This is a genomic window from Clostridium sp. UBA7339 (assembly GCF_002470865.1).
In the GTDB taxonomy this organism is placed as follows: Bacteria; Bacillota; Clostridia; order Clostridiales; family Clostridiaceae; genus Clostridium_J; species Clostridium_J sulfidigenes.
The window spans coordinates 722,512-744,820 of record NZ_DKPI01000014.1 but is presented as its reverse complement, the minus strand read 5'-3'; the positions used below and the strand labels follow the sequence as shown (position 1 = coordinate 744,820).

15 protein-coding genes and 1 other annotated feature are annotated in these 22,309 nt (G+C 30.1%); of the genes, 11 read left to right on the top strand and 4 right to left on the bottom strand.

The features are described from left to right. The first annotated feature begins 53 nt into the window (after window positions 1-53). The 8 genes from B2S02_RS17690 (at window position 54) to B2S02_RS17655 (ending at window position 12,952) form a co-directional block, all read left to right on the top strand. A complete protein-coding gene (locus B2S02_RS17690; protein ID WP_346921099.1) occupies window positions 54-1,832 on the top strand; it encodes a peptidoglycan-binding protein in 1,779 nt (592 codons plus the stop codon). 164 nt (window positions 1,833-1,996) lie between these two features. Continuing rightward, entirely contained in the window at window positions 1,997-2,842 is an 846-nt protein-coding gene (locus B2S02_RS17685; RefSeq protein ID WP_346847740.1) for a C39 family peptidase, read from the top strand. A 220-nt stretch (window positions 2,843-3,062) separates the two neighbouring features. Then, a complete protein-coding gene (locus B2S02_RS17680) occupies window positions 3,063-3,761 on the top strand; it encodes a response regulator (protein WP_150845957.1) in 699 nt (232 codons plus the stop codon). Continuing rightward, on the top strand, window positions 3,736-6,048 hold the full coding sequence (locus B2S02_RS17675) for a HAMP domain-containing sensor histidine kinase (RefSeq protein ID WP_346847739.1): 2,313 nt from the start codon (window positions 3,736-3,738) through the stop codon (window positions 6,046-6,048). The genes B2S02_RS17680 and B2S02_RS17675 overlap by 26 nt, the downstream gene beginning before the upstream one ends. A 190-nt stretch (window positions 6,049-6,238) precedes the next feature. Beyond that, entirely contained in the window at window positions 6,239-9,898 is a 3,660-nt protein-coding gene (locus tag B2S02_RS17670) for an efflux RND transporter permease subunit (RefSeq protein ID WP_346876672.1), read from the top strand. After that, window positions 9,891-10,499: a TetR/AcrR family transcriptional regulator gene (locus B2S02_RS17665; protein WP_346876671.1), complete on the top strand. Its 609-nt coding sequence runs from the start codon at window positions 9,891-9,893 to the stop codon at window positions 10,497-10,499. Before B2S02_RS17670 ends, B2S02_RS17665 begins: the two co-directional genes overlap by 8 nt. Before the next feature lie 87 nt (window positions 10,500-10,586). Continuing rightward, on the top strand, window positions 10,587-11,138 hold the full coding sequence (locus B2S02_RS17660; RefSeq protein WP_346878137.1) for a pyruvate kinase alpha/beta domain-containing protein: 552 nt from the start codon (window positions 10,587-10,589) through the stop codon (window positions 11,136-11,138). A 227-nt stretch (window positions 11,139-11,365) separates the two neighbouring features. Further along, window positions 11,366-12,952 (top strand): ABC transporter substrate-binding protein, encoded by a 1,587-nt coding sequence (locus B2S02_RS17655; RefSeq protein WP_346890922.1) that lies wholly within the window; start codon window positions 11,366-11,368, stop codon window positions 12,950-12,952. 132 nt (window positions 12,953-13,084) lie between these two features. Here the strand turns inward: B2S02_RS17655 and B2S02_RS17650 are convergent, their stop codons facing one another. Together B2S02_RS17650 and B2S02_RS17645 are read right to left on the bottom strand one after the other, a co-directional pair. Further along, a complete protein-coding gene (locus B2S02_RS17650; protein WP_346876668.1) occupies window positions 13,085-14,170 on the bottom strand; it encodes a uroporphyrinogen decarboxylase family protein in 1,086 nt (361 codons plus the stop codon). Next, window positions 14,163-14,831, bottom strand: a complete 669-nt coding sequence (locus B2S02_RS17645) for a corrinoid protein (RefSeq protein WP_346876667.1) — start codon at window positions 14,829-14,831, stop codon at window positions 14,163-14,165. The genes B2S02_RS17650 and B2S02_RS17645 overlap by 8 nt, the downstream gene beginning before the upstream one ends. Window positions 14,832-15,055: 224 nt before the next feature. Continuing rightward, window positions 15,056-15,279, top strand: a binding site (T-box leader). Between the two features lie 257 nt (window positions 15,280-15,536). Here B2S02_RS17645 and aspS point away from each other — a divergent pair. Further along, window positions 15,537-16,826, top strand: coding sequence for an aspartate--tRNA(Asn) ligase (gene aspS, locus B2S02_RS17640; RefSeq protein WP_346921098.1), 1,290 nt, complete (start codon window positions 15,537-15,539; stop codon window positions 16,824-16,826). Window positions 16,827-16,934: 108 nt separating this feature from the next. Here aspS and tpx read toward each other — a convergent pair whose 3' ends face one another. Both tpx and B2S02_RS17630 read right to left on the bottom strand, forming a co-directional pair. After that, window positions 16,935-17,420: a thiol peroxidase gene (gene tpx, locus B2S02_RS17635; RefSeq protein WP_346847731.1), complete on the bottom strand. Its 486-nt coding sequence runs from the start codon at window positions 17,418-17,420 to the stop codon at window positions 16,935-16,937. Window positions 17,421-17,520: 100 nt separating this feature from the next. After that, window positions 17,521-18,072, bottom strand: a complete 552-nt coding sequence (locus tag B2S02_RS17630; RefSeq protein ID WP_346876665.1) for a manganese efflux pump MntP family protein — start codon at window positions 18,070-18,072, stop codon at window positions 17,521-17,523. Between the two features lie 591 nt (window positions 18,073-18,663). On the opposite strand from B2S02_RS17630, the gene B2S02_RS17625 reads away from it, so the two are divergent. Together B2S02_RS17625 and B2S02_RS17620 are read left to right on the top strand one after the other, a co-directional pair. Next, window positions 18,664-20,454: a MutS-related protein gene (locus tag B2S02_RS17625; protein ID WP_346921097.1), complete on the top strand. Its 1,791-nt coding sequence runs from the start codon at window positions 18,664-18,666 to the stop codon at window positions 20,452-20,454. A gap of 215 nt (window positions 20,455-20,669) precedes the next feature. Next, the gene (locus B2S02_RS17620) at window positions 20,670-22,142 is read left to right on the top strand and encodes a flotillin family protein (RefSeq protein ID WP_346878141.1); all 1,473 of its coding nucleotides are present in this window, start codon (window positions 20,670-20,672) and stop codon (window positions 22,140-22,142) included. Window positions 22,143-22,309 lie beyond the last annotated feature (167 nt).

Sequence of the window (22,309 nt, the reverse complement as noted above, 5' to 3'; positions counted from 1 at the left end):
AAATAGCTTTTCTCCATATAATAACTATGGATAATATTTTTTAGGAGAAAATTATGGGAAGAGGTTTTATAAAAGTAGAACTCTTTACTGCAAGAGAGGTGGTACCTGTTTCAGGCGGAAATATATTTATTTTAAAAAGTACTTCAGTAGATTTTGATAAAGGGAATATATTAACTACAGATTCTAGCGGAATAACGAAAATATTAGAAGTAGATACACCAGATATTGAACTATCAAAAAATAAAGATTCTGATCAAATACCATATTCAGTATATGATTTATATGTTAGGGCTCCTGGATATAAGGATGCAGTAGTAGAAGGGGTTCAAGTTTTTTCTAATGAAGTATCAATACAACAAGTAGAAATGATACCTACTACTAAGGAAAGAGAATTCTTAGAGGAACTAGAGCATAATTATATTCCACCACATCAGTTGATAGAGGAGATGCCTAGGGTTCAGGTAGATGAGAAAGAGCCAATTTTTCAAAGCAAGGTGTTGATAAGACCATATATTCCGGAATTCATAACAGTACATTTGGGTGCACCATCATCCTATGCAGAAAATGTTACTGTAAGATTTCCAGAGTATATAAAGAATGTGGCATCTAGTGAAATATATCCTACTTGGCCAGAGCATGCTATAAGAGCCAATATATATTGTCAAATTTCCTTTGCATTAAATAGAGTATATACAGAGTGGTATAGAAATAAGGGGTATAACTTTCACATAACTAACTCTACAGCCTATGATCAATACTTTATTAAGGGAAGAAATATTTTTGAGAATATTAGTAGAATTGTAGATGATATATTTAATGAATATATTACTAGAGAAGGTTATATGGAACCACTATTGGCACAATATTGTAATGGCACAACTGTAACTTGTAAAGGGTTATCACAATGGGATACTGTAAAACTTGCTACAGATGGATATGAAACTATAGAGATACTAAAAAATTACTATGGTGATAATATTGAACTAACAAAAACTAATGATATAAGAGGTATAGAGGAATCCTTTGGTGGAACTCCGTTAAAGCTTAATACTACAGGAAGTGATGTAGAAACAATTCAAAGACAAATAAATAGAATTTCTAATAATTATCCAGCAATACCTAAAATAGAACCTGTAGATGGAGTGTTTGGATCAGAGACAGAATCATCTGTAAAGGCATTCCAAAGAATATTTAATTTATATGCAGATGGAATCGTTGGAAAATCAACTTGGTATAAAATATCAGGAATTTATGTAGGAGTTAAAAGATTAGCAGAATTAGAGTCAGAAGGAGAAAAATTAGAAAGTGCAGGTGAGTATCCTGGATATTTATTAAAGCAAGGCTCCACAGGTGATGCTGTATCTCAAATGCAATATTTCTTAAATTTTGTATCTCAATATTATAAAGAAGTGCCTCCAATTAATGGAGATAGTATTTTTGGTGTAAGTACCTTAGATTCAGTAATACAATTTCAAAAGAAATTTGGATTAGATGTAGATGGAATAGTTGGAAAGCAAACTTGGAATAAAATATACTCTGTATATAAAGATATAATTAATGGAAGTAATAAGCTAGAAGGAGATGGATATGAGTATCCAGGATATATATTAAAACAAGGTTCTAGAGGAAATGTCATAAGTAAATTACAAACCTACTTAAGCGCTATAGCAGATAAGTATCCCTCTATAAAAAATATAAATGTGGATGGGATTTTTGGAAAGGCAACAAATCAAGCAGTTATAGATTTTCAAAAGTGCTTTGAATTGAATTCTGATGGTATAGTTGGGCCATTAACTTGGGAGAAGATTGTACAAGTATATCAAGATATTTAAATTAGGAACAATATGATAATAAGATAAAGCTTATTCTATGGATTTAAATTCTATAGGATAAGCTTTTAATTGTATATAATTTATAATTTGTTTAATTATTTGTTCTATTTTACATAGTATACTATATTTAATAAATAAATCCTTTGGAAAGAAGGTAAAATCCATTGAAGATTACAAAAAGAGTAAGAGATAAGGATAAAAACTATTCAATAAAAGGGAAATCAATAAGTCTAAGAACAGTATTATTTTTTACATTATGCATTTTGACAGTATATATGTCAGCTATTTTAAATTCCTATACACCAGAGCAGATATCACTATGGAGTTATAAGAAACTAAATAATGAATTAAAAACTCACAAAATTAATGAACAATCTAATAAAAGTTACAAGCTTATCTCTGTACCCTATATAAGTCAAGCTGGAGAATATCCAACAGGGTGTGAGGTTGTAAGTACATCTATGATACTAAAATATTATGGATATAATATATCTGTTGATGAGTTTATAGATGATTATTTAGAGAGCTCATTTTTAGAAGAAGTTAATGGAGATTTATATGGTCCTAATCCTAATGAAGCTTTTGTTGGAGACCCAAGAAGTGTATATAGTTATGGATGTTATGCCCCTGTAATTGTTAATTCATTAAATAAAATCTTAGGAAAAGAGCACTGCGTAAAAAATACCACAGGAAGTGGGTTTAATGAACTTATAGAAAATTATATAGATAAAGAAATACCTGTGTTAGTTTGGACAAGCCTTAATTTACTTCCTACTGAATCAGGTGCAGAATGGTATTTGCGAGAATCAGGGGAGAAGTTTCAGTGGATAAGTAATGAGCATTGTATGGTATTTGTAGGTTATGATAAAGATAAATATTATTTTAATGATCCCTATGAAGGTAATGGTGTAGTTGGCTATGATAAGAAGTTAGTTGAAAAAAGATTTAAGGAATTGGGAGACCAATCGATAGTTATTTTAAATAATAAATTAATGAATGAAATATATTAACATAAACATGGAGCTTATACTCTAAGAATATTAAAGTATAGGCTCTATATTTTATAAAAGTTAATGAATTATGTTTCATAGCTACCATTCTTATTATGTGAACATATTGTAAGAATTTCTTAAGGTTTATATAAACAATTATTTAATATTTCAAGGGTAATATAGAAGTATAGCTTGAGAGAAGTCATGGTATAATTAATATGAAGTGGAGGGGAGTACAATGAATTACAATATATTAGTAGTTGATGATGATAAAGAAATAGTAGATGCCATTGAAATATATCTCTCAAACGAAGGATTAAAAATATATAGAGCTTGTGATGGAATTGAAGCTTTAGAAACTTTAGTAGATAAGGAAATACATCTTATCTTGATGGATATAATGATGCCAAGGATGGATGGAATTAGAGCAACTCTTAAAATTAGAGAAGAAAAAAATATTCCAATAATTCTTATCTCTGCAAAGTCAGAGGACACGGATAAAATCTTAGGCTTAAATATGGGAGCAGATGATTATATAACAAAACCTTTTAATCCTTTGGAGTTAATTGCAAGGGTTAAATCACAACTTAGAAGATATGTGACCTTGGGTAATTTTAACAAAGAAGAAGAAAAGGAAGTTTTAAAAAGTGGTGGATTAGAACTAAACACTAAAAATAAGGAAGTATTTGTTGATGGTGAAAGTATAAAACTAACACCTATAGAATTTAAAATTTTGGAATTATTGCTTAAGAATAAAGGAAGAGTATTTTCCATGGAAGAAATATACGAAAGAGTTTGGAATGAAACTAGCTACAATGTAGATAATACTGTAGCTGTGCATATAAGAAGGATTAGAGAAAAAATTGAAATTAATCCAAAGGAACCAAAATATTTAAAGGTGGTGTGGGGAATTGGATACAAAATCGACAAGTGTTGATGAAAAGGATAGAGAGTATGAAGAAATGGTAAAAGACTGTAGAAGAATAAAAATAGCAAAGACTATAGCTATTATAATAACTGTAGTAATGGTCTCCATATCCCTAATTTCTTTTAAAGATATTAGAGTTAATAGTGGTATTTTTGATGAAAGAAGTCTGTATGGAAGTAAATTTTTAGGAAGTGAAATCAACTCTTTTACAGAAAAGATTCTTGAAGTAATGGAACTTTATAAAACAGAAGATTATATTAAGGAAATAAAAAATTTAACCCAGGAAGAAATTCAATGGAAAAAAGAAATTATAAGAAAGAAGATTCAAGAAGAGTATGATAATGAGAGAAGTAAGTTACATGAAAAATACACTAACAATTGGGATGAAGAGAAGGTTAACAAAGAGGAAGAAGCTATCTATAAAAGCATAGAGGAAAAGTACAATTATAGTGATGAAGAACTAAAAAAGTTAATAGTTGAAGAGAAGTTGGTGAATTATAATAGGTATATTAAGACTTTGGACAGTTATGCAAATTTAAGGTACATTGCCTATGATAAAGCTAATGACATATGGCTTACCAACTATAAACCAGGTAAGGATGCCATTGCAGAGTTAAAGAAAAATAGTGGCTATTTTTCGGAATATCATATTTCTAGCGGAGTAGAAAATAAAAATATATTTATTAATGGAGAACTTATTAAAGACAAGGAAGTAAATGAATATGGTAACTACAGGGAAGGTTATGGAGCTACTGTAGTAGTTAAACATAGTTATAATGAGAATGGTAATAGTTATACTAATGAAGAGAGCTTTAGAGTAAAGGGAGATTTGGATATATATGTAGCAGTCCCAAGTAAACTAGTAGCTGGAGATAGCATATATAATACCTATGAAAAATTTCTGCAAGCTAATTCTATTGTAGATACAGAAATAGGCATTTTGGTAGCCTCCTTATTTGGGGTAGTAATTATGATTTTTGTCCTTAAGAAGTTTAGATATAAGCCATGCTATTCAAATAGAATAGTAGAAAAATTGAAAAATATGCCTTTAGAATTTAAGTTATTAGGTATATTAATGGGATGGATATCTTATCATATGTTTTTTACACATAATTGGAGTAATGAATATAGATACACCATCAATATTAATAATATAATGGTGGTAACACTAATTTTGATAGCTTATTACTTAATTATCAAAGCTTTACTTCAAAATTATAAGGAGAATACACTTCTTAAGGATAGTTATGGAGTAAAACTTTATAATCATTTATGTATAGCTATGGAAAAAGGTACTTTAGGAAGAAAATTAGTATTGGTTATAGGTGTATATGTAGCTATTTGTACTAGTGTATCTTTAATATTAATGGTTATAGTAGGAGCAGTAGGAGCAGTTATTGCCCTTGGCTTTGATATAGTTGCTACAGCAATTGTTATATATAAATTAGTGAAAGAGTTTGCTTATTTAAATAAAATAACTAATGGTGCTAAGCTTATTTCAGAAGGAAAAATTAATGATGATATATCAGAAGAGGGTAAGGGAGCATTAAGAGATCTTGCTCATAGTATAAACAATATGAAGCAAGGACTTAGAAAATCTATAGAAAATGAAAATAAAAGTGAGAAAATGAAAACAGAGCTTATTTCAAATGTATCTCATGATCTTAAAACTCCATTAACATCAATTATTAATTATGTAGATTTACTTAAAAGAATGGGCATTGAACCAGAAGAAGCAAGAGCCTATGTAGAAGTTTTAGATAGAAAATCTCAAAGATTAAAGATATTAATAGAAGACTTATTTGAGGCTTCAAAGGCTGCCAGTGGAGCTATGCAGTTAAATTTTGAAAAAATAGAGTTAAATGCTTTAATAAAGCAGACGTTAGGAGAAGCAGAGAATAGAATTAAAGAAGCAAATTTAGATTTTAAAACCAATATACCATCAGAAAAAATATATATTAATGCTGATGGGAGAAAAATTTGGAGAGTATTTGAAAACCTAATTTCTAATGCTATAAAATATTCCCTAAAAAGCACTAGAGTTTATGTGGATGTAAAATCTGAAAATGGTAAGGTATATATAACAATGAAAAATATATCAGCCTATGAATTAAACTTTGACGCTAGTGAGATTACAGAAAGATTTAAAAGAGGAGAAGAATCAAGGAATACAGAAGGTTCAGGCTTAGGTTTAGCCATTGCAAAAAGCATAATAGAACTTCATGACGGAGCTTTAGAAATAGGTATAGATGGGGATTTGTTTAAGGTGACTGTTGAGTTTAATATTTATGAATAATACATTCTAAAAAAATATATAAGGAGAGTATACTGTTTGAAAATAGATTAAGTACTTTAGTAAGTATTTAGTCTATTTTTAAGCAGTTTTTTAATGCCATGAACTTATTGTAGCTATATGTAATATATGGTATAATATCTGGTGACTGGACGGTCAGTCATTTGAATTTAATAATAATGGGGGTACTAAAGTGTTATCAAAATTCAGCGTGAAGAAACCTATGACAGTTATAGTAGGGGTTGTACTGGTTATTATTCTTGGAATTATATCTTTTACATCAATGACTACTGATTTATTACCTAGTATAGATTTACCTTATGTAGCAGTAATAACTGCCTATCCTGGTGCAAGTCCAGAGAAAGTTGAGCTTACTGTGACAAAGCCACTAGAACAAGTTTTATCTACTACTAGTGGAGTAGAAGAAATTAATAGTATTTCTAGTGAAAACTCAAGCATGGTTATTATTCAGTTCACTCAAGGGACTAATATGGAAAGCGCTATGATTGAGATGAATGGAAATATTGATATGGTTAAATCCCAACTTGATGATGAAGTGGGGACACCTATGCTAATAAAGATAAATCCAGATATGCTACCAATTGTAGTTGCTAGTGTAGACTTTGATGGAAAAGATATTACTGAAACATCAAAGAAAGTAACAGAGGAGATTATACCTGAATTTGAACGATTGGATGGAGTAGCATCTGTTTCTGGTACAGGGATAATTGAGGAAAGTTTACAAATCTCTCTGAAGCAAGAAAAAATAGATAAACTTAATAATAGAATTCTTAAATCTATTGATGGAAAGCTATCTCAAACTAAAGCAGAATTAGATAAAGCTGAAAAAGCTTTACAAGATGGTAAAGTTAAGTTTAATGAAGAAAGTGATAAGCAGAAGGAAAAGTTATTGGAAGGTAGTATGAGCCTTTCTTCCGGAAAATATCAAGTTGAACAAGGGCTAAAACTATTAATCCAAGGTCAAGAAGGATTAGAAAAAAAGCGTGATGAGATTAAAAAGGAAAAGGAAAATCTAGAGAAAGTTATAGAAGAGCAAATAAAGGCAGGAGAAGAAACTTCAGCAGAAGAAAAATTAAAATTAACACAATTATCTATAACTTTGGAAGCTACTAATAAAAGTATTGAAGAGATTTTAAAGCAAAAGAAGGAATTAGAGAAGAAGTTATCAGAAATTATAGGGGGAGAAAAACAATTAGAAGCTGGAAAGGCCACCCTTAACTCTGAGTTAGCCAAGGCACAACTTCAACTAGAAGAAAGTGAAAAGGCTATTAAGAAAGGAAAAGAAGAATTTAAAATTGCAGAAGAAAATGCTTATAAAAAAGCAGGATTAGATGGAGTGATTTCCCAAAGTTCATTAAGTAGTATATTAGCAGCAGAAAACTTTTCCATGCCAGCTGGATATATTACAGAAAATAAACATGAGTATTTAGTTAAGGTAGGAGACCAATTTTCAAATATAGATGAAATAGAAAATTTAGAATTGATAACCTTGGATATAGATGGTATTGGTACAGTAAAGCTTAAAGATGTGGCAGATATAGGATTTATAAATAATTCCCATGACATGTATGCAAAAATTAATGGTAATGATGGTATTTTACTTTCTTTCCAAAAACAAAGTACAGCTTCTACTGCTGAAGTATCCCATGATATAAATAAAACTATTGAAAAATTATTAAAAGAAAATCCAGATATGCATATAAATCAGCTTAGTGATCAAGGAATGTATATTGATATTGTAATAAATTCTGTATTAAATAACTTAATTTTAGGAGGAATTCTTGCAATAGTAATATTACTTGTTTTTTTAAGAGATATAAAACCAACATTTATAATAGCAATGAGTATACCCGTAAGTTTATTATTTGCAATAGGTCTAATGTATTTTAGTGGAGTTACTATGAATGTAATATCTTTAGCAGGACTAGCGTTGGGAGTTGGTATGTTAGTAGATAATAGTATTGTAGTAATTGAAAATATATATAGATTAAGAAGTGAAGGTATGTCTTCTGCTAAGGCTGCCGTTTATGGTGCAGCTCAAGTTTCAGGAGCAATATTTGCATCTACTTTAACAACAATTTGTGTATTCTTACCTATTGTATTTACTCAAGGAATATCTCGACAACTGTTTACTGACATGGGACTAACAATTGCGTATTCATTAATTGCTAGTTTAATTATAGCCCTAACCTTGGTACCTACTATGTCATCTACTATGCTAACCAATACTAAAGAAAAGCCCCATAAACTTTTTGATAAAATTATAGATATTTATGTAAAGTTACTAGATAAAGCCCTTAATCATAAGATTATAATTATAGGTTTAGTGGTAGTATTATTAATTTCTAGTGCTTATAGTGCTTTTTCTATGGGGACAGCATTTATGCCAGAGGTTGATAGTAATGAGATAATGGTATCAATAGAAATGCCGAAGGAAAGTACTACCATAGATGCTAGAGAAATGAGTAATAAGGTAATGGATATAATCCTTACAATACCAGATGTTAAAACAGTAGGTGCAATGCAAGGTGGCAATGGTTCTATGGGCCTTTTGGGTGGTAATGGTAGCGATAAAGCAGTATCTATGTATATAATTTTAAAAGACGAAAGAAGTAACACTAGTCAACAAGTGGCTACTAGCATAGATGAAAAGACAAAGGACTTAAATTGCGATATAACTGTAAATTCATCTAATATGGATATGTCAGCTATGGGTGGCTCAGGTATAGAAGTTCTTGTTAAAGGTAATGACTTAGATAAACTTAAGGAGATAGCTACTGATTTAACAGGAATTTTAGAAAACACTGAAGGAACAATTGATATATCAAATGGCCTAAAAGATGCATCAGAAGAGACTAGAATTACAGTTGATAAAAATAAGGCACTTAAATATGGACTTACTGTAGCACAAGTATATCAACAAGTGGCTACAGCTATTAAGAATGAAACTAAATCAACTAATATTACCATTAACTCTAATGAATATCCTGTAATAGTTGTAACTGAGTCGAAGGAAGAATTAACAAGGGAAACATTGAAGGATTATACTATAAAAGCTACAGTTAATGGTGAAGAAAAGGAAGTATACCTTAAGGATATATCTACAATTTCAGAAGACCAGGCATTAGCTTCTATTAATCATAAGAATCAAGTACGAAGTATGTCAGTTACTGCTGGTATAGACAATGATCACAATATTGGACTTGTCAGTAGAGATGTAGAAAGCAAAATAAGTTCTTATAAATTACCTGAGGGATACACCATAGATATTACTGGAGAAAGTGAAACAATCAATGAAACCTTAGGAGATTTAATAAAAATGATTTCACTAGCTATTGTTTTAATATATTTAATAATGGTAGCTCAATTTCAGTCATTATTATCACCATTAATAGTAATGATTACTATACCTCTAGCGTTTACAGGAGGACTCTTAGCATTAGTAATAACTGGTTTCGAGATAAGTATGATTTCCATGTTAGGTTTTCTTGTATTAGCAGGAATTGTAGTTAACAATGGTATAGTTTTTGTTGATTATGTAAATCAATTAAGGTTACAGGGCGTTGATAAAAGAAGTGCTTTAATTGAAACTGGAAAGGCTCGTATTAGACCTATACTTATGACAGCATTAACTACTATTTTAGGACTCTTAACCCTTGCTATGGGAATAGGAATGGGAGCAGATATGATTCAACCAATGGCTATTGTGACCATAGGAGGATTAACCTATGCTACACTATTAACATTATTTATTGTTCCTATTATATACGACATATTGCATAGGAAGGCTTTAGTAGCAGTAGTAGAGGTTGAGGAGGGTAAAAATGTTTGATAATAACTATGGTAAAAGAGAAATAGATATATTTAATGCTGTAATAAAACTTATGAATGAAGGTGTAGACCTTCATTCAGTAAAAGCTGCTGATATTGCAGAAGCAGCTGGCATAGGAAAAGGAACCCTGTATAATTATTTTAAGTCTAAGGAAGAAATAATAGCAAAGGCTATTATATATAATATAGAAATTCAATTTAATGAAGTATTTAGCATAGTTAATAAGGCTCAGGGATTTAAAAATAAATGTTATGGTTTATTTAAATTAATAGAAGAAAATTCTAGAAGCAAAAACTCAAACTTTATCCTGGCTTTATCAAGTATTGAAACAGATAAACTAAGACAATATTTAGAAGAAGGTAACCAAATTTTTATAAAGCGAAAGGAAGAAATGTCTGACGCTGTAAGAAGGTTAATGGAAGTTGGAATAGATGAGGGTATAGTTAAAGCACAAGAAAATAGAGAGTATGAATATTATGTATTTATAAGTGCTATGTTAGGCTATTCAAATTATTTTTGTTCTACATCAAACCTTGAAACTACGGATATAGAAAAGATAAAAGAAAATGCTTACACTTTGATTTTAAAGTCGTTAAGTTAAAGGATTTTAATTAGGGTAGAATTATTAGCAAAGAGGATATATATTATAATTTAAATATATTATATGTAATTTGGGGAGGAAGTTAGCATGTATTTTGAAAAACCAGGAAAACAGAATACTAAAGATACATTAGAGAGTGCATTAAAAACGGCTCGTAAAAGGAGTATTAAGACTATAGTAGTACCTACTAGTACAGGGAATACTATAGAGGAGCTTATTAAGTTAGATATAGATGGAATAAACATAGTATGTGTTACACATGTTAATGGGTTTAAAGAACCCGGAGTTCAAGAAATTTCTACAGAAAAACTAGAATTATTTAAAAGTAGAGGAATTAAGGTTGTAACTACAACCCATGTGCTTAGTGGAGCAGAGCGTGGACTTTCACGTAAGTTTGGAGGAGTAAATCCAGTAGAAATAATTGCATACTCCCTACGTATGTTAGGTCAAGGTACTAAAGTAGCAGTTGAAATAGCAGTAATGGCTTTAGATAGTGGTGCTATAGGATATATGGAGCCCATTATAGCTTTAGGGGGAACAGGCCTAGGAGTAGATACTGCCATTATTATGCGTACGTCTCATGGTTCTAATATTTTAGATTGTAAAATAGATGAATTTATTTGTAAACCAAGTTTATAGTATAATTTTATTTAACTTATTTTAAACTCAATATTCCATTAAGTTTATAGAACTGTCTCAAAACAATTTACTAATATAAGATGTAATTTGTTTTGAGATAGTCTTTTTTGTGGGTAGATTTCATAATGGTCCTTTATTTTAAGAATAATTTATTTTTATGCTTAAAATTAGCCTAAAGTGCAAAAGCTAAAGTAAAATAATTTATGTTTTATATCAAGGAGGACATTATGAAACTTAAAAGAATGATTTCTATGTTATTAATAATTATAAGTATAATGAATTTTACTGGGTGCGGTAATTTAAAAGGCCCTAAAAATGATGAAGGGCAAATATCTACTACGGCTGGAGGAAATATAATTGTTCCAGTAACAGAGAAACCAGAAATAGTAAACCCTGCATTTACCAATGTAGGAGAGGTTCAGCTAGTGTCTAATATAATTTATTCTCCACTTTTTTCTTATGGAGACGGAGATGTTAGAACTTATCTAGCAGAGTCTGTTGACGTTAAGGATAATAAGGAGATAACTGTTAAATTAAAGAAAAATCTAAAATGGCATGATGGCAAACCTATAAATGCAGATGATTTGGAGTATACAATAAACCTGATTTTAGATGAGAATCAGAATTCACCCTTAAGAGAATATTTAATTATAGATGAAAAGCCTATAAAAGCAGAAAAATTAGATGAATTAACTATTAAAATAACTCTTCCAGTTGAGAATTCAATGTTTTTATATAATCTTTCCAAGGTGGTTCCTATTCCTAAGCATATTTATGAAAATGAAGGCATAGTTGCCACTTCAGAGAGAAATAAGACACCTATAGGATCTGGACCCTTTAAATTTAAAGAATGGACTAAAGAAGATAGTATGGTTTTAGAAAAATATGATGATTATTATTCAGGAAGTCCTAAGGCTGATTTCATAACAATAAAAGTATTTTCATCAGAAGAAGCTACAGAGGAGGCTTTCAATAAGGGAGAGCTAACCTTAGTTAAAGCAAGCGCAGAATTATATGATAAAGCCTATAAGGGAGAAGAATTGCAATCTTATACCTTTAGCCAAGGAAGATTAAACTATATAGTTTTTAATCAAAATCTTAGTTCAATGCAAAATATAGTATTTAGAAAAGCACTATCCTATGCTTTAGATAGAAAAGAAATGATAGTTGCAGCCTATGGAGAATCAGGTGCAGAGAAGGTAGAAGAAGGGAATTCAATTTTAATTAAAGAGGCAGAACTATACATAGAAGATGAGGTAGAAGTATATAATCATGATATAGAAAAGTCGAAAGCATTAATAGAAGAAAGCGGAGTTTCTATAAACAACCTTAAGTTAGCATATAATACAGAAGCTTTTGCTCATAAGGAGTATGCAGAAATTGTACAGAAACAATTGAAAGACATAGATATAGAGGTTGACATAGTACCTTATGAAAATGTAGATTTTTATAACAAGTTATATAGTAAAGATGATGAATGTGCTTTATACATTAGTGGATATTCTTTAGGATTAGCTCCAGAAGATTATAGAAAGATGTTTGAAACAGGCTCTTACTATAATCAAACAGGATATACTAACTTTAAAGTAGATAATTTATGGAAGATAGGGGCAGAAGAGGTAGATGCAGATAGAAGAAAAGCAATTTATCGAGATATACAACGTCAGATTGCATCAGATGCAGCAATTTATGCTATAGATTATGAACAAAACCTTATGGTAGCACAAAAAAACCTAGATGGGGTACCAGAAGCTAAACCTACAGCTAATATACTTTTTGAAGATTGGTCAAAGTTACATTTAAATAGTAAATAAACTACAAGTAATTTAAGCGCTGAAACTTACCTAATAGTTATAAGAAAGGTTACTTTCAACAATGTAAGGAAATTTCAGCGCTGATTTAACTTTGAATATTTTAAAACTCATTTATAAACCAATAGGATATATTTAAATAACACCATACTTTTTAATAAGAAAATCTATTTTTTCTGGATCTATAGGCCATCCAAGTTCTCTAGTAACATCCAGCATAGCATGGATATTATCCATAGGAGTTTCAACAGGAAGTCCACATCCAGACATTACTGAATAGCCTTTAGGACTATCATAACCATCCTTTATACATATTAAGGTAGCTACCTTAACTTCATTAGGAGTACCGCTATACATTACAGTAGAAGGATCTACATTTCCCATGATTTTTATGTGGTTTCCTATAGTTTCTTTGCACTTTGATAGGCTTACTACATTATCTATGCTAAATGCACTGAAGCCTAAGTCTACTATATCTTGCCAAATAGGATCTGTTTTTCCGCAAATATGGACAGAAGGAGTTGAACCTTTATCCTTTATGAAGTTAACTAATTGTTCCATATATGGCGTACAGTATTTTCTGAAATGAGTAGGGCTAATAACAGTGGAAGATGCCATAGGTTCACAGATGCTAATTCCAACGCCTTGTTTTAGAGATTCTTTCACAAAAGAAATACAACTATCAAGAGAAATTTTGCATAGTTTATGAACGGCTTCAGGATTTCTTATCATGAGTTTGGTCATTTCTTGAACACCAATTAAGAAACATGCATTAGTGAATGGTCCTACTATTGCTGCACTACAAGGAACTTCAGAACCTATAGCATCTTTTACGATTTTCATAGCTTCTATATGAATAGGAAGCCTTCCATCCTTTAATGGATTTACAGGGGTAAGTTTATTTAGTTCATCTATAGATTTAATTGCTGGTTCAAGTAGGTCTACAGTATTATCTTCTGGATATTTCATTTTTGCACCCATGGCTTCTGAAATAATAAATAAATCTGTAAAAATTTTAGCACCATCTCCACCAAATCTTTTGTGGGTTTCTATAACTGCATTGGATAGAGCTTTACTACTATGATTAAACTCAGAAATTTTTAATCCTGCTACCCTTGCAATACCATTGGAAAGATTTGGATTGCATTGTATTCTATCGATAGTGTTTCCTTGAGAAATTGCTATAGCCCTTTCCATAGGAGTCATTTTATCCTTAAACATTAGCTGCATTCCTCCTTGAAACAAGTTCTTTGGCTAAACGAGCAGCCTTTGAAGCCTCAACTTCATAACCATCTGCCCCTATTTTATCTGCAAAGCTTTGAGAGATGGGTCCACCACCTATCATGACTACAACATCATCTCTAAGTCCAGCATCATTTAACATATCAATAACTACCTTCATATTATCCATAGTTGTAGTCATTAAAGTAGACATTCCAACTAATGTAGCTTTTGTTTCTTTTACTTTATTTATGAATTCCATAGGAGGAACATCTCTTCCTAGGTCATGTACTTCAAAACCACATGTTTCAAGCATAATTTTGAATAAATTTTTACCTATGTCATGGGTATCGCCCTCTACTACACCCACAACAGCCTTATGTTTTATCTCATTAGAAGCAAATTTTAGATGAGGTCTAAACTTATCCATACCTGCATACATAGCATCAGAACACATAAGTAGCTCAGGAATATAATACTCCTCTTCCTCATATAAAATTCCTGCCTTATCCATTCCTACAGCTAAACCAGAAGCTATTCCATCATAGGCATCATATCCTAGATTTAGGTATTCGTCAGCTTTAGCTCTTACTAAATCTTCATCCATATCAAGGACGCTGTTACATAGAGCATCTAAAAGTAAATTTTTCTTTTCGTCCATTTTCACACACACCTTTTTGTTTTATTGTAGGTTTCTATAAATTCATAAAAAAATAAATTTATATCCAAGTATATAATAATATTTTTTTTAGAATAATTTAGCATTATTTGAAATAACTATTAGTTAAATTTACTTATTTAAAATTCTAACTAAAAATAATGAAGAATTATCAAAATATATTGACAAAAATTCTAAAAAGGCATATTATATAGAAAATATATATTTATAATTCTTTGAAAGGAAGAGTAAATATTACTAAGTATGTAAAGCGAGTAGAGGATGGTGGAAGCTCTATGAGAAAAGTAGTATTGAAAGACATCCTGGAGATATTTACCTGAAATGAAAAGTAGGGTAGATCGGATTCCTCCGTTAAAGGGATTGAGATGATAAAGTAAATAATACTTAATCAAATTAGGATGGTACCGTGAATATTGCTTTCGCTCCTATTGGAGTGAAGGTTTTTTTATTTTAATGAAATAGAGCTCATTTCATTAATGTTAGTTTTCTTAGAATACCGGTATAAGGCATCTTCAAATGTCTTAAGAAAATTAATCTATCCTAATATATAATAATTTCTAGAGTGTAAAACTCTAAGAATTTATTAGTGTTTAATTACTATATCAGCAAGGGTGGTACCGCATATTTTGCCCCTTGAGCCGTTGGCTTAAGGGGCTTTTTAAATGCTTAAATTTAGGAGGTATAACAATGAAAAGAGTATTAATAAATAATTTAATTGATCATATGAATGAAAAAGTAAAAATATCAGGATGGGTTTATCGCATAAGAAAGTTAAAGTCCATTACCTTTATAGTATTAAGAGATAGAACAGGTCTAGTACAATGTGTAGCTGAAAATTCTATTGCTGAAAAAATGGATTTAAAAACAGAATCTGTAGTTTCTATTGAGGGTGTAGTTAAAGATGGAAAAAATAAATTAAATAACTTTGAGATTGAAATTGAAAGTATTGAAGTTATTAATTCTACAATAGGGGAACTTCCTATAGAAGTTAATAATAAAGACCTAAACATTAATTTAGACACTATGTTAAATAATAGAGTATTAAGTTTGAGACATGAAAAGATAAACTCAGTATTTGGTATTCAAAATATACTAGTTCAGGGATTTAGAGAATTTCTAACTAAGGAAGGATTTACAGAAATTTTCACACCCAAATTAGTATCTGAGGGAGCAGAAGGAGGAACAGAGGTATTTAAGGTTAAATATTTTGAAAGAAAAGCTTATCTAGCTCAAAGCCCTCAGTTTTATAAGCAAATGATGGTAGGTGCAGGTTTTGAAAGAGTTTTTGAGATAGCTCATGTATATAGAGCAGAACAGCATAATACCAATAGGCACTTAAATGAATATATAAGTATGGACTTTGAAATGGGATTTATTGAAGATGAAAGAGAAGTTATGGACATGGAAGAAAGACTATTAAAGTATATTTTAAGTAAGGTTAAAGAAGAGGGGAATAAATACTTAGACATACTAGAAGTTAAAATTCCAGAAATCCGAGGAGAAATACCTAGAATGAAGTTGAAGGATGCCTTGGACATACTAGAAAAAGAGTACGGCAAAGAGAACTTAGATGGAGACCTTGACCCAGAGGGTGAAAAACTTATTTATAGATATGCCAAGGAAAGGTTAAACTCAGATTTCATATTTTTAACCCATTACCCAAGGAAAAAGAGACCAATGTACACCATGCCTTGTGGAAAACTAGAGACTTACAGCTTTGACTTATTATTTAGAGGAGTTGAAATAACTACTGGAGGACAAAGAATTCATAATTATAATGAGTTAATAAAAAATATAGAATATAAAGGTCTTAACCCAGAGAATTACAGCAGCTATACCTGTGTATTTAAACAAGGTATGCCAACCCATGGAGGTCTTGCCATAGGATTAGAAAGGTTAACGGCTCAGTTATTAGGATTAGAAAATGTAAGAGAAGCATCACTAATTCCTAGGGACAGAACTAGACTTACACCTTAAGTGACCTTAGGAGCAAAGAGAAAAAAATTAAAATTTAAGTATAAGTTCTAAGTCCAGGATATTATTATACATCCTGGACTTTCATTAAAACATATACAAATTATTGTATTACTTCACAGCTTGAAGTGCAGCTTCATAGTTAGGTTCATCAGTGACTTCACTGCAATATTCTACATAGGTAATTGTGTTATCTTCATCTAATACGAAGACAGCTCTAGTAAGTAATCCTAGTTCATTGATGTATACTCCATATCTATCACCAAATTCTCTAGTTTTATAATCGGAAAGAGTAATTACATTTTTAATTCCAGCAGCTCCACACCATCTACCTTGAGCAAAAGGTAAATCCATTGATATGGTGTATATAGTAACATTATTAAGTTTAGAAGCTTCTTCATTGAATTTTCTAACTTCCATATCACATACACCTGTATCTATAGATGGAACAACTACAAAGATTCTTTTTCCTTTAGTATCTTGTAAAGTAACAGGTTGTAGTTCATTATTAATTAAAGTAAAGTCAGGAGCCTTATCTCCTACTCTTAGTTGAATTCCTTTTAAAGTAATTGGATTGCCTTGAAATGTAATTTCCAAGCATATCATCTCCTTTTAAATTTATATTCCATAGATATAATATGCTCAAATATACTATTTATTATAAGGTTTTATAACAATATTTAAATAGTAAACAATATTATAAAACTGCCTTTACAGCTATAATAATTAAAATAATTCCGCCTAATATTTCAGCTTTTTTACCAAGTAAATCTCCACATTTCTTTCCTATGAAGATGGCAATAAAACTACAAATAAATGTGGTTATACCGATGATACAAATAGCTGGAAGAATAGCAATATTCATAGCGCTAAAGCCAATACCTACTGCAAAAGCATCTATACTAGTAGCTATTCCTTGAAAAAATAAAAGCTTGTAGTTAAGGGGTACAACTTTATTTTCATCTTCTTCTTTATCTGGGAATATGCCTTCTTTTAACATATTTGCCCCTATAAATCCTAATATGATTAAAACTAAAATACCAGAATATTTACTTAAAATTTCTGAGAACATTCCTCCTGCATAATAACCTAGAAAAGGCATTGCCCCTTGAAAGAAGCCGAAGAATAAAGGCATAGCTATAATTTTTGTTTTAGTAGCATCCTTGTACACCATACCATTAGTCATAGATACTGCGGCAGCATCCATACTAAGACATAATCCTATCATTATAATTTCAATAGTACTCATTAAAAAACTCCTTAATCTTATTTTATTAAACTTTAAGTTATCCTCCTCATACATAATAAAAGACCCATGTATAGCAAAGTTTAAAGTATCTCTTTTATTAGAGACATCTTAATTAAGCTATACATGAGTCTTGTTCTTTAAGGCAAGCCAGATTAAAAAATTAATCATTATGTTGACTTGTCACGTATAAAAGCATTATACGCAAACTACTCCCCCATGATACATTATTTTATTATTATATTATAAAACCATGAATAAGTAAATATGATTTACACTTTTATATAAGTTTGATATAAGTAGAAATATTGGATATAATATACATGTAATATAACATGTAGTAACAGTGAAGAGCAACAATATAATTTAAACATAAAATTAAACTGAAAAAGATATTATAAAATAGCTTATCTATATATGGAGAATTTAACTATAAAACTATATAACTATATAAATAGTTAACTATTTGTTCTGTTCATGCGGGTTTCGGGGGTTTGCTGTTTAAATATTATATTTAAACTTATGTTAAATATATAAGAAATTGATATAGGTACAGTGATGATTTTAAAGTGTAAAAAGGAAAGGAGTAATAATGTGGTTGAAGATAAATTTTTAAGCAAAATAAGTAAGTATAATGATGATATTGCTAAATATAAAAAAGAATTTGATAGAATCGGATATTTAAGATTATTAGTAATGATACTAGCCTTGTATTTCACCTATATAGGAATAAAGGTAGAAGTGACAAATAGGGTTCTATTTCTTTCTATAGTTTTTTATGGAAGTTTTATATTTTTAGTAATATATCATAGAAAAGTAAAAAGTAAATTAAAACTGGCTGAGGATATGATTGAAATAAATAATAGATACCTTCAAAGAATTTCTGGTCAGTGGATAAAGTTTCAGGATTTGGGAGAAGAGTTTGTAAATAAGGAGCACAGATATGCATCTGATTTAGATATTGTAGGTAGTGAATCTTTATTTCAATTAATAAATATAACTAATACTTGGCATGGAAGAAAATCTTTAGCTAATTCTTTATTAGAACCTAGGTTTGATTATAATGAAATACTATTAAGACAAGAGGCTATAAAAGAGTTATTTGATGACTTGGATTTTTGTGAGGAAATGGAGTATATAGGTAGAAATAGTAGGAATAGATTAAAAAGTCCTGAAAAATTAATAAAATATGTAGAAGATAAAGGTGTCCTTATAAAATCGAAATTAATTAAAAAGACTATATATTTAATGCCCTTAGTTACAATACCAATTACTTTAATAATACTTATATTTAAAATGAATAATTTTAATTGGTTAATGTATTTTCTTTTAATTGTGCAAACAATTATATGGACAATATCTACTTTAAAGTTAAATTTAGTTCTAGAAGTAGTTAATTATTTTAGAGGAAACCTAGAAGAGTATTTAAACATTTTAAAGTTAATAGAGAAAAAAGATTTTAAATCTAAAAAGTTAAAGAATATAAAAGAAAATTTATTTAAAGATAAAGATTCATCAATTAAAGCTATAAAAAGACTTTCTAATATATCAGAAAGAGTAAATATGAGAAATAATGGATTGTTATATTTAGCTTTAAACATACTATTTCTTTGGGATTATCAATGTGTATTATCTCTTGAGGATTGGAAGGCTGAAAATGGTGATAAAATAGAAAGTTGGCTTTCCAATATTGGGGTTATAGAAGAACTTATGAGTCTTGCTGTGTTAATTCATATAGATGAAAATGTAACATTACCAACAATAAATCCTAGGGGTGTTAAAATAGAGGCACAAGACCTTGGTCATCCTTTAATAAATAGAGATGTACGAGTTAATAATGATTTAAGTATGAAGGAAAATATATTTATAATTACAGGATCAAATATGTCAGGTAAAACTACATTTTTAAGAACTATAGGTATAAATTTAGTTTTAGCCTATGTAGGTGCACCAGTATTTAGTAAGAAAATGGAGTGTAGCTTATTAGAGATATATACATCTATGAGGATAACAGATGATTTAAAAAATGGAATTTCAACTTTTTATGGAGAATTAATTAGAATAAAGGAAATTATTGAAGGTGCAAAGAATAATAAAAATATGATTTTTCTTATTGATGAAATTTTTAGAGGAACTAATTCTAAGGATAGGATTACTGGAGCTGAAGCTGTAATTAAAAACTTAAGTAAAGCTGGAGTTATAGGGGCTTTAACTACTCATGATTTAGAATTATGTAGTCTTTCAGAGCATAGTGGAATAAAAAATTATCATTTTTCTGAGTATTATAAAGAAAATAAAATATATTTTGATTACGAACTAAAAGTAGGTAAATCCAATACCACAAATGCTAAATATTTAATGAGAATTGTAGGAATTGAAATTTAATTTACATGGGTTCTTTATTTTTAAAGAAAATGGTGTAATTTTAAGTATGTATTAAGTACTTTTAAGTTAATATTCTCATGGAAAGTAATATATGTGTTATTATTTTCATAAGATATATAAGGCATCTTCAAAAAATAAATAAGTCAGAATATACTTTCCATCTTTGACTTATTATTTATTTTCAGATGCCTAAAATAATTAGGGGGAAAGTGTAAATGGGAGAACTGTTAGAAATTTTTACTGACAACTTAGGATGGATAATTCTTGCATTAGCGATTATTTGGCTTATTTGTATTACTTGGAAGAAGGCAGCCCAAGATAAAGCTATTGTAGTTACAGGACTTAAGAGAAGGGTTATAAGTGGTAAGGGAGGATTTGTTGTTCCATTCTTCGAACAAACCAATAGATTATCACTTGAAAACATGAAGGTTGAAGTAAAGACTCATGAATCCTTAGATAGTAATGGAGTACCAATAGATACTGATGGAGTAGCTATAATAAAGGTTAAGTCAGATCCTGCAAGTGTATTATTAGCTATGGAGCAATTTAATACTGGAAAAGAAAGAGAAACTATTGAAGTAATGAAGGGAACTGTACAGGATGTACTGGAAGGTAAACTAAGAGAAATAGTTTCAAAAATGAGTATTGAAGAGATATACAAAGACAGAGAAATGTTTGCAAATGAAGTTGAAAATGTTGCAAAGTCAGACCTTGAAAGGATGGGTCTTGAAATTAAGACCTTTACAATTAGAGACATAGACGACACTAAGGGATATCTTCAAGCACTTGGTGCTAAACAAATAGCAGAAGTTAAGAAAAATGCAGCAATAGCTGAGGCAGAAGCAAAGAGAGAAGAGATGCAAAAAACCGCAGAAGCAAAGAGGCTTGGAATGGAAGCACAAATATTTGCAGAAGCTGAAATTGCTAGAGCTAATAAAGAGAAGGAATTAAAAGTTCAATCCTTTAAAGAAGAAGAGAAAAAGGCACAAGCTAAGGCAGACTTTGCTTATGAAGTTGAAAAGAATATAGTTCATAAGAAAGTTGTAGAAACCTTAAAGGATGCAGAATTATTTGAAGAACAAAGACAAACTGATATAGCAGAGCAACAAGTACGTAAAAAAGAGAAAGAACTTGAATCTACAGTTAAAAAAGTAGCAGAAGCTGATAAATATAGAGCTGAGCAAGCAGCAGAAGCTGAGAGATTTATGATGATTAAGAGAGCTGAAGCAGAGGCTGAAACAATAAAAATTAAAGGTATGGCAGAAGCAGATGCCATAAGATTAGTAGGAGAGGCTAATGCAGATGCAATGAAGGCTGAGGCAGAGGCTATGAAGAAGAAGGCTGAAGCTTATAAGGAATATGGAGAAGCAGCTATTATTCAAATGTTAACAGATAAGCTTCCAGAGGTAGCAAAGAATATAGCAGAGCCATTATCTAGAACTGAGAAGATGGTTATTATTGACAATGGGGGTCAAGGTGGAGCAGCTAAGGTGTCAAAGAACATAGCTAATATCATGGCTGAAGTTCCAGAAGTTATCAATTCCTTAACTGGTATAGACCTTGTAGAGCTAGTAAAGGGAATAACCTTAAATAAGAAAAATGAAGATTTAGAAGATGATGAAGAAAAAACTATTATAGAACCTGAAACTATAGAATCAGAAGTAGAAGAGAGTTCTGTAATAGAATAAATATTTATACAGTAAAAAGACTCTAGGCTATTAAATTAGTGGCTTAGAGTTTTTATTTTTCAATTTATCATTTTAAGCAAATACAGAGTCTAATAAAGAGTTTAGAAGGTTTCATATAAATATGAAATTTCTACCAAAACCCCTAGTTATGTTGACAAGGGGGGTGT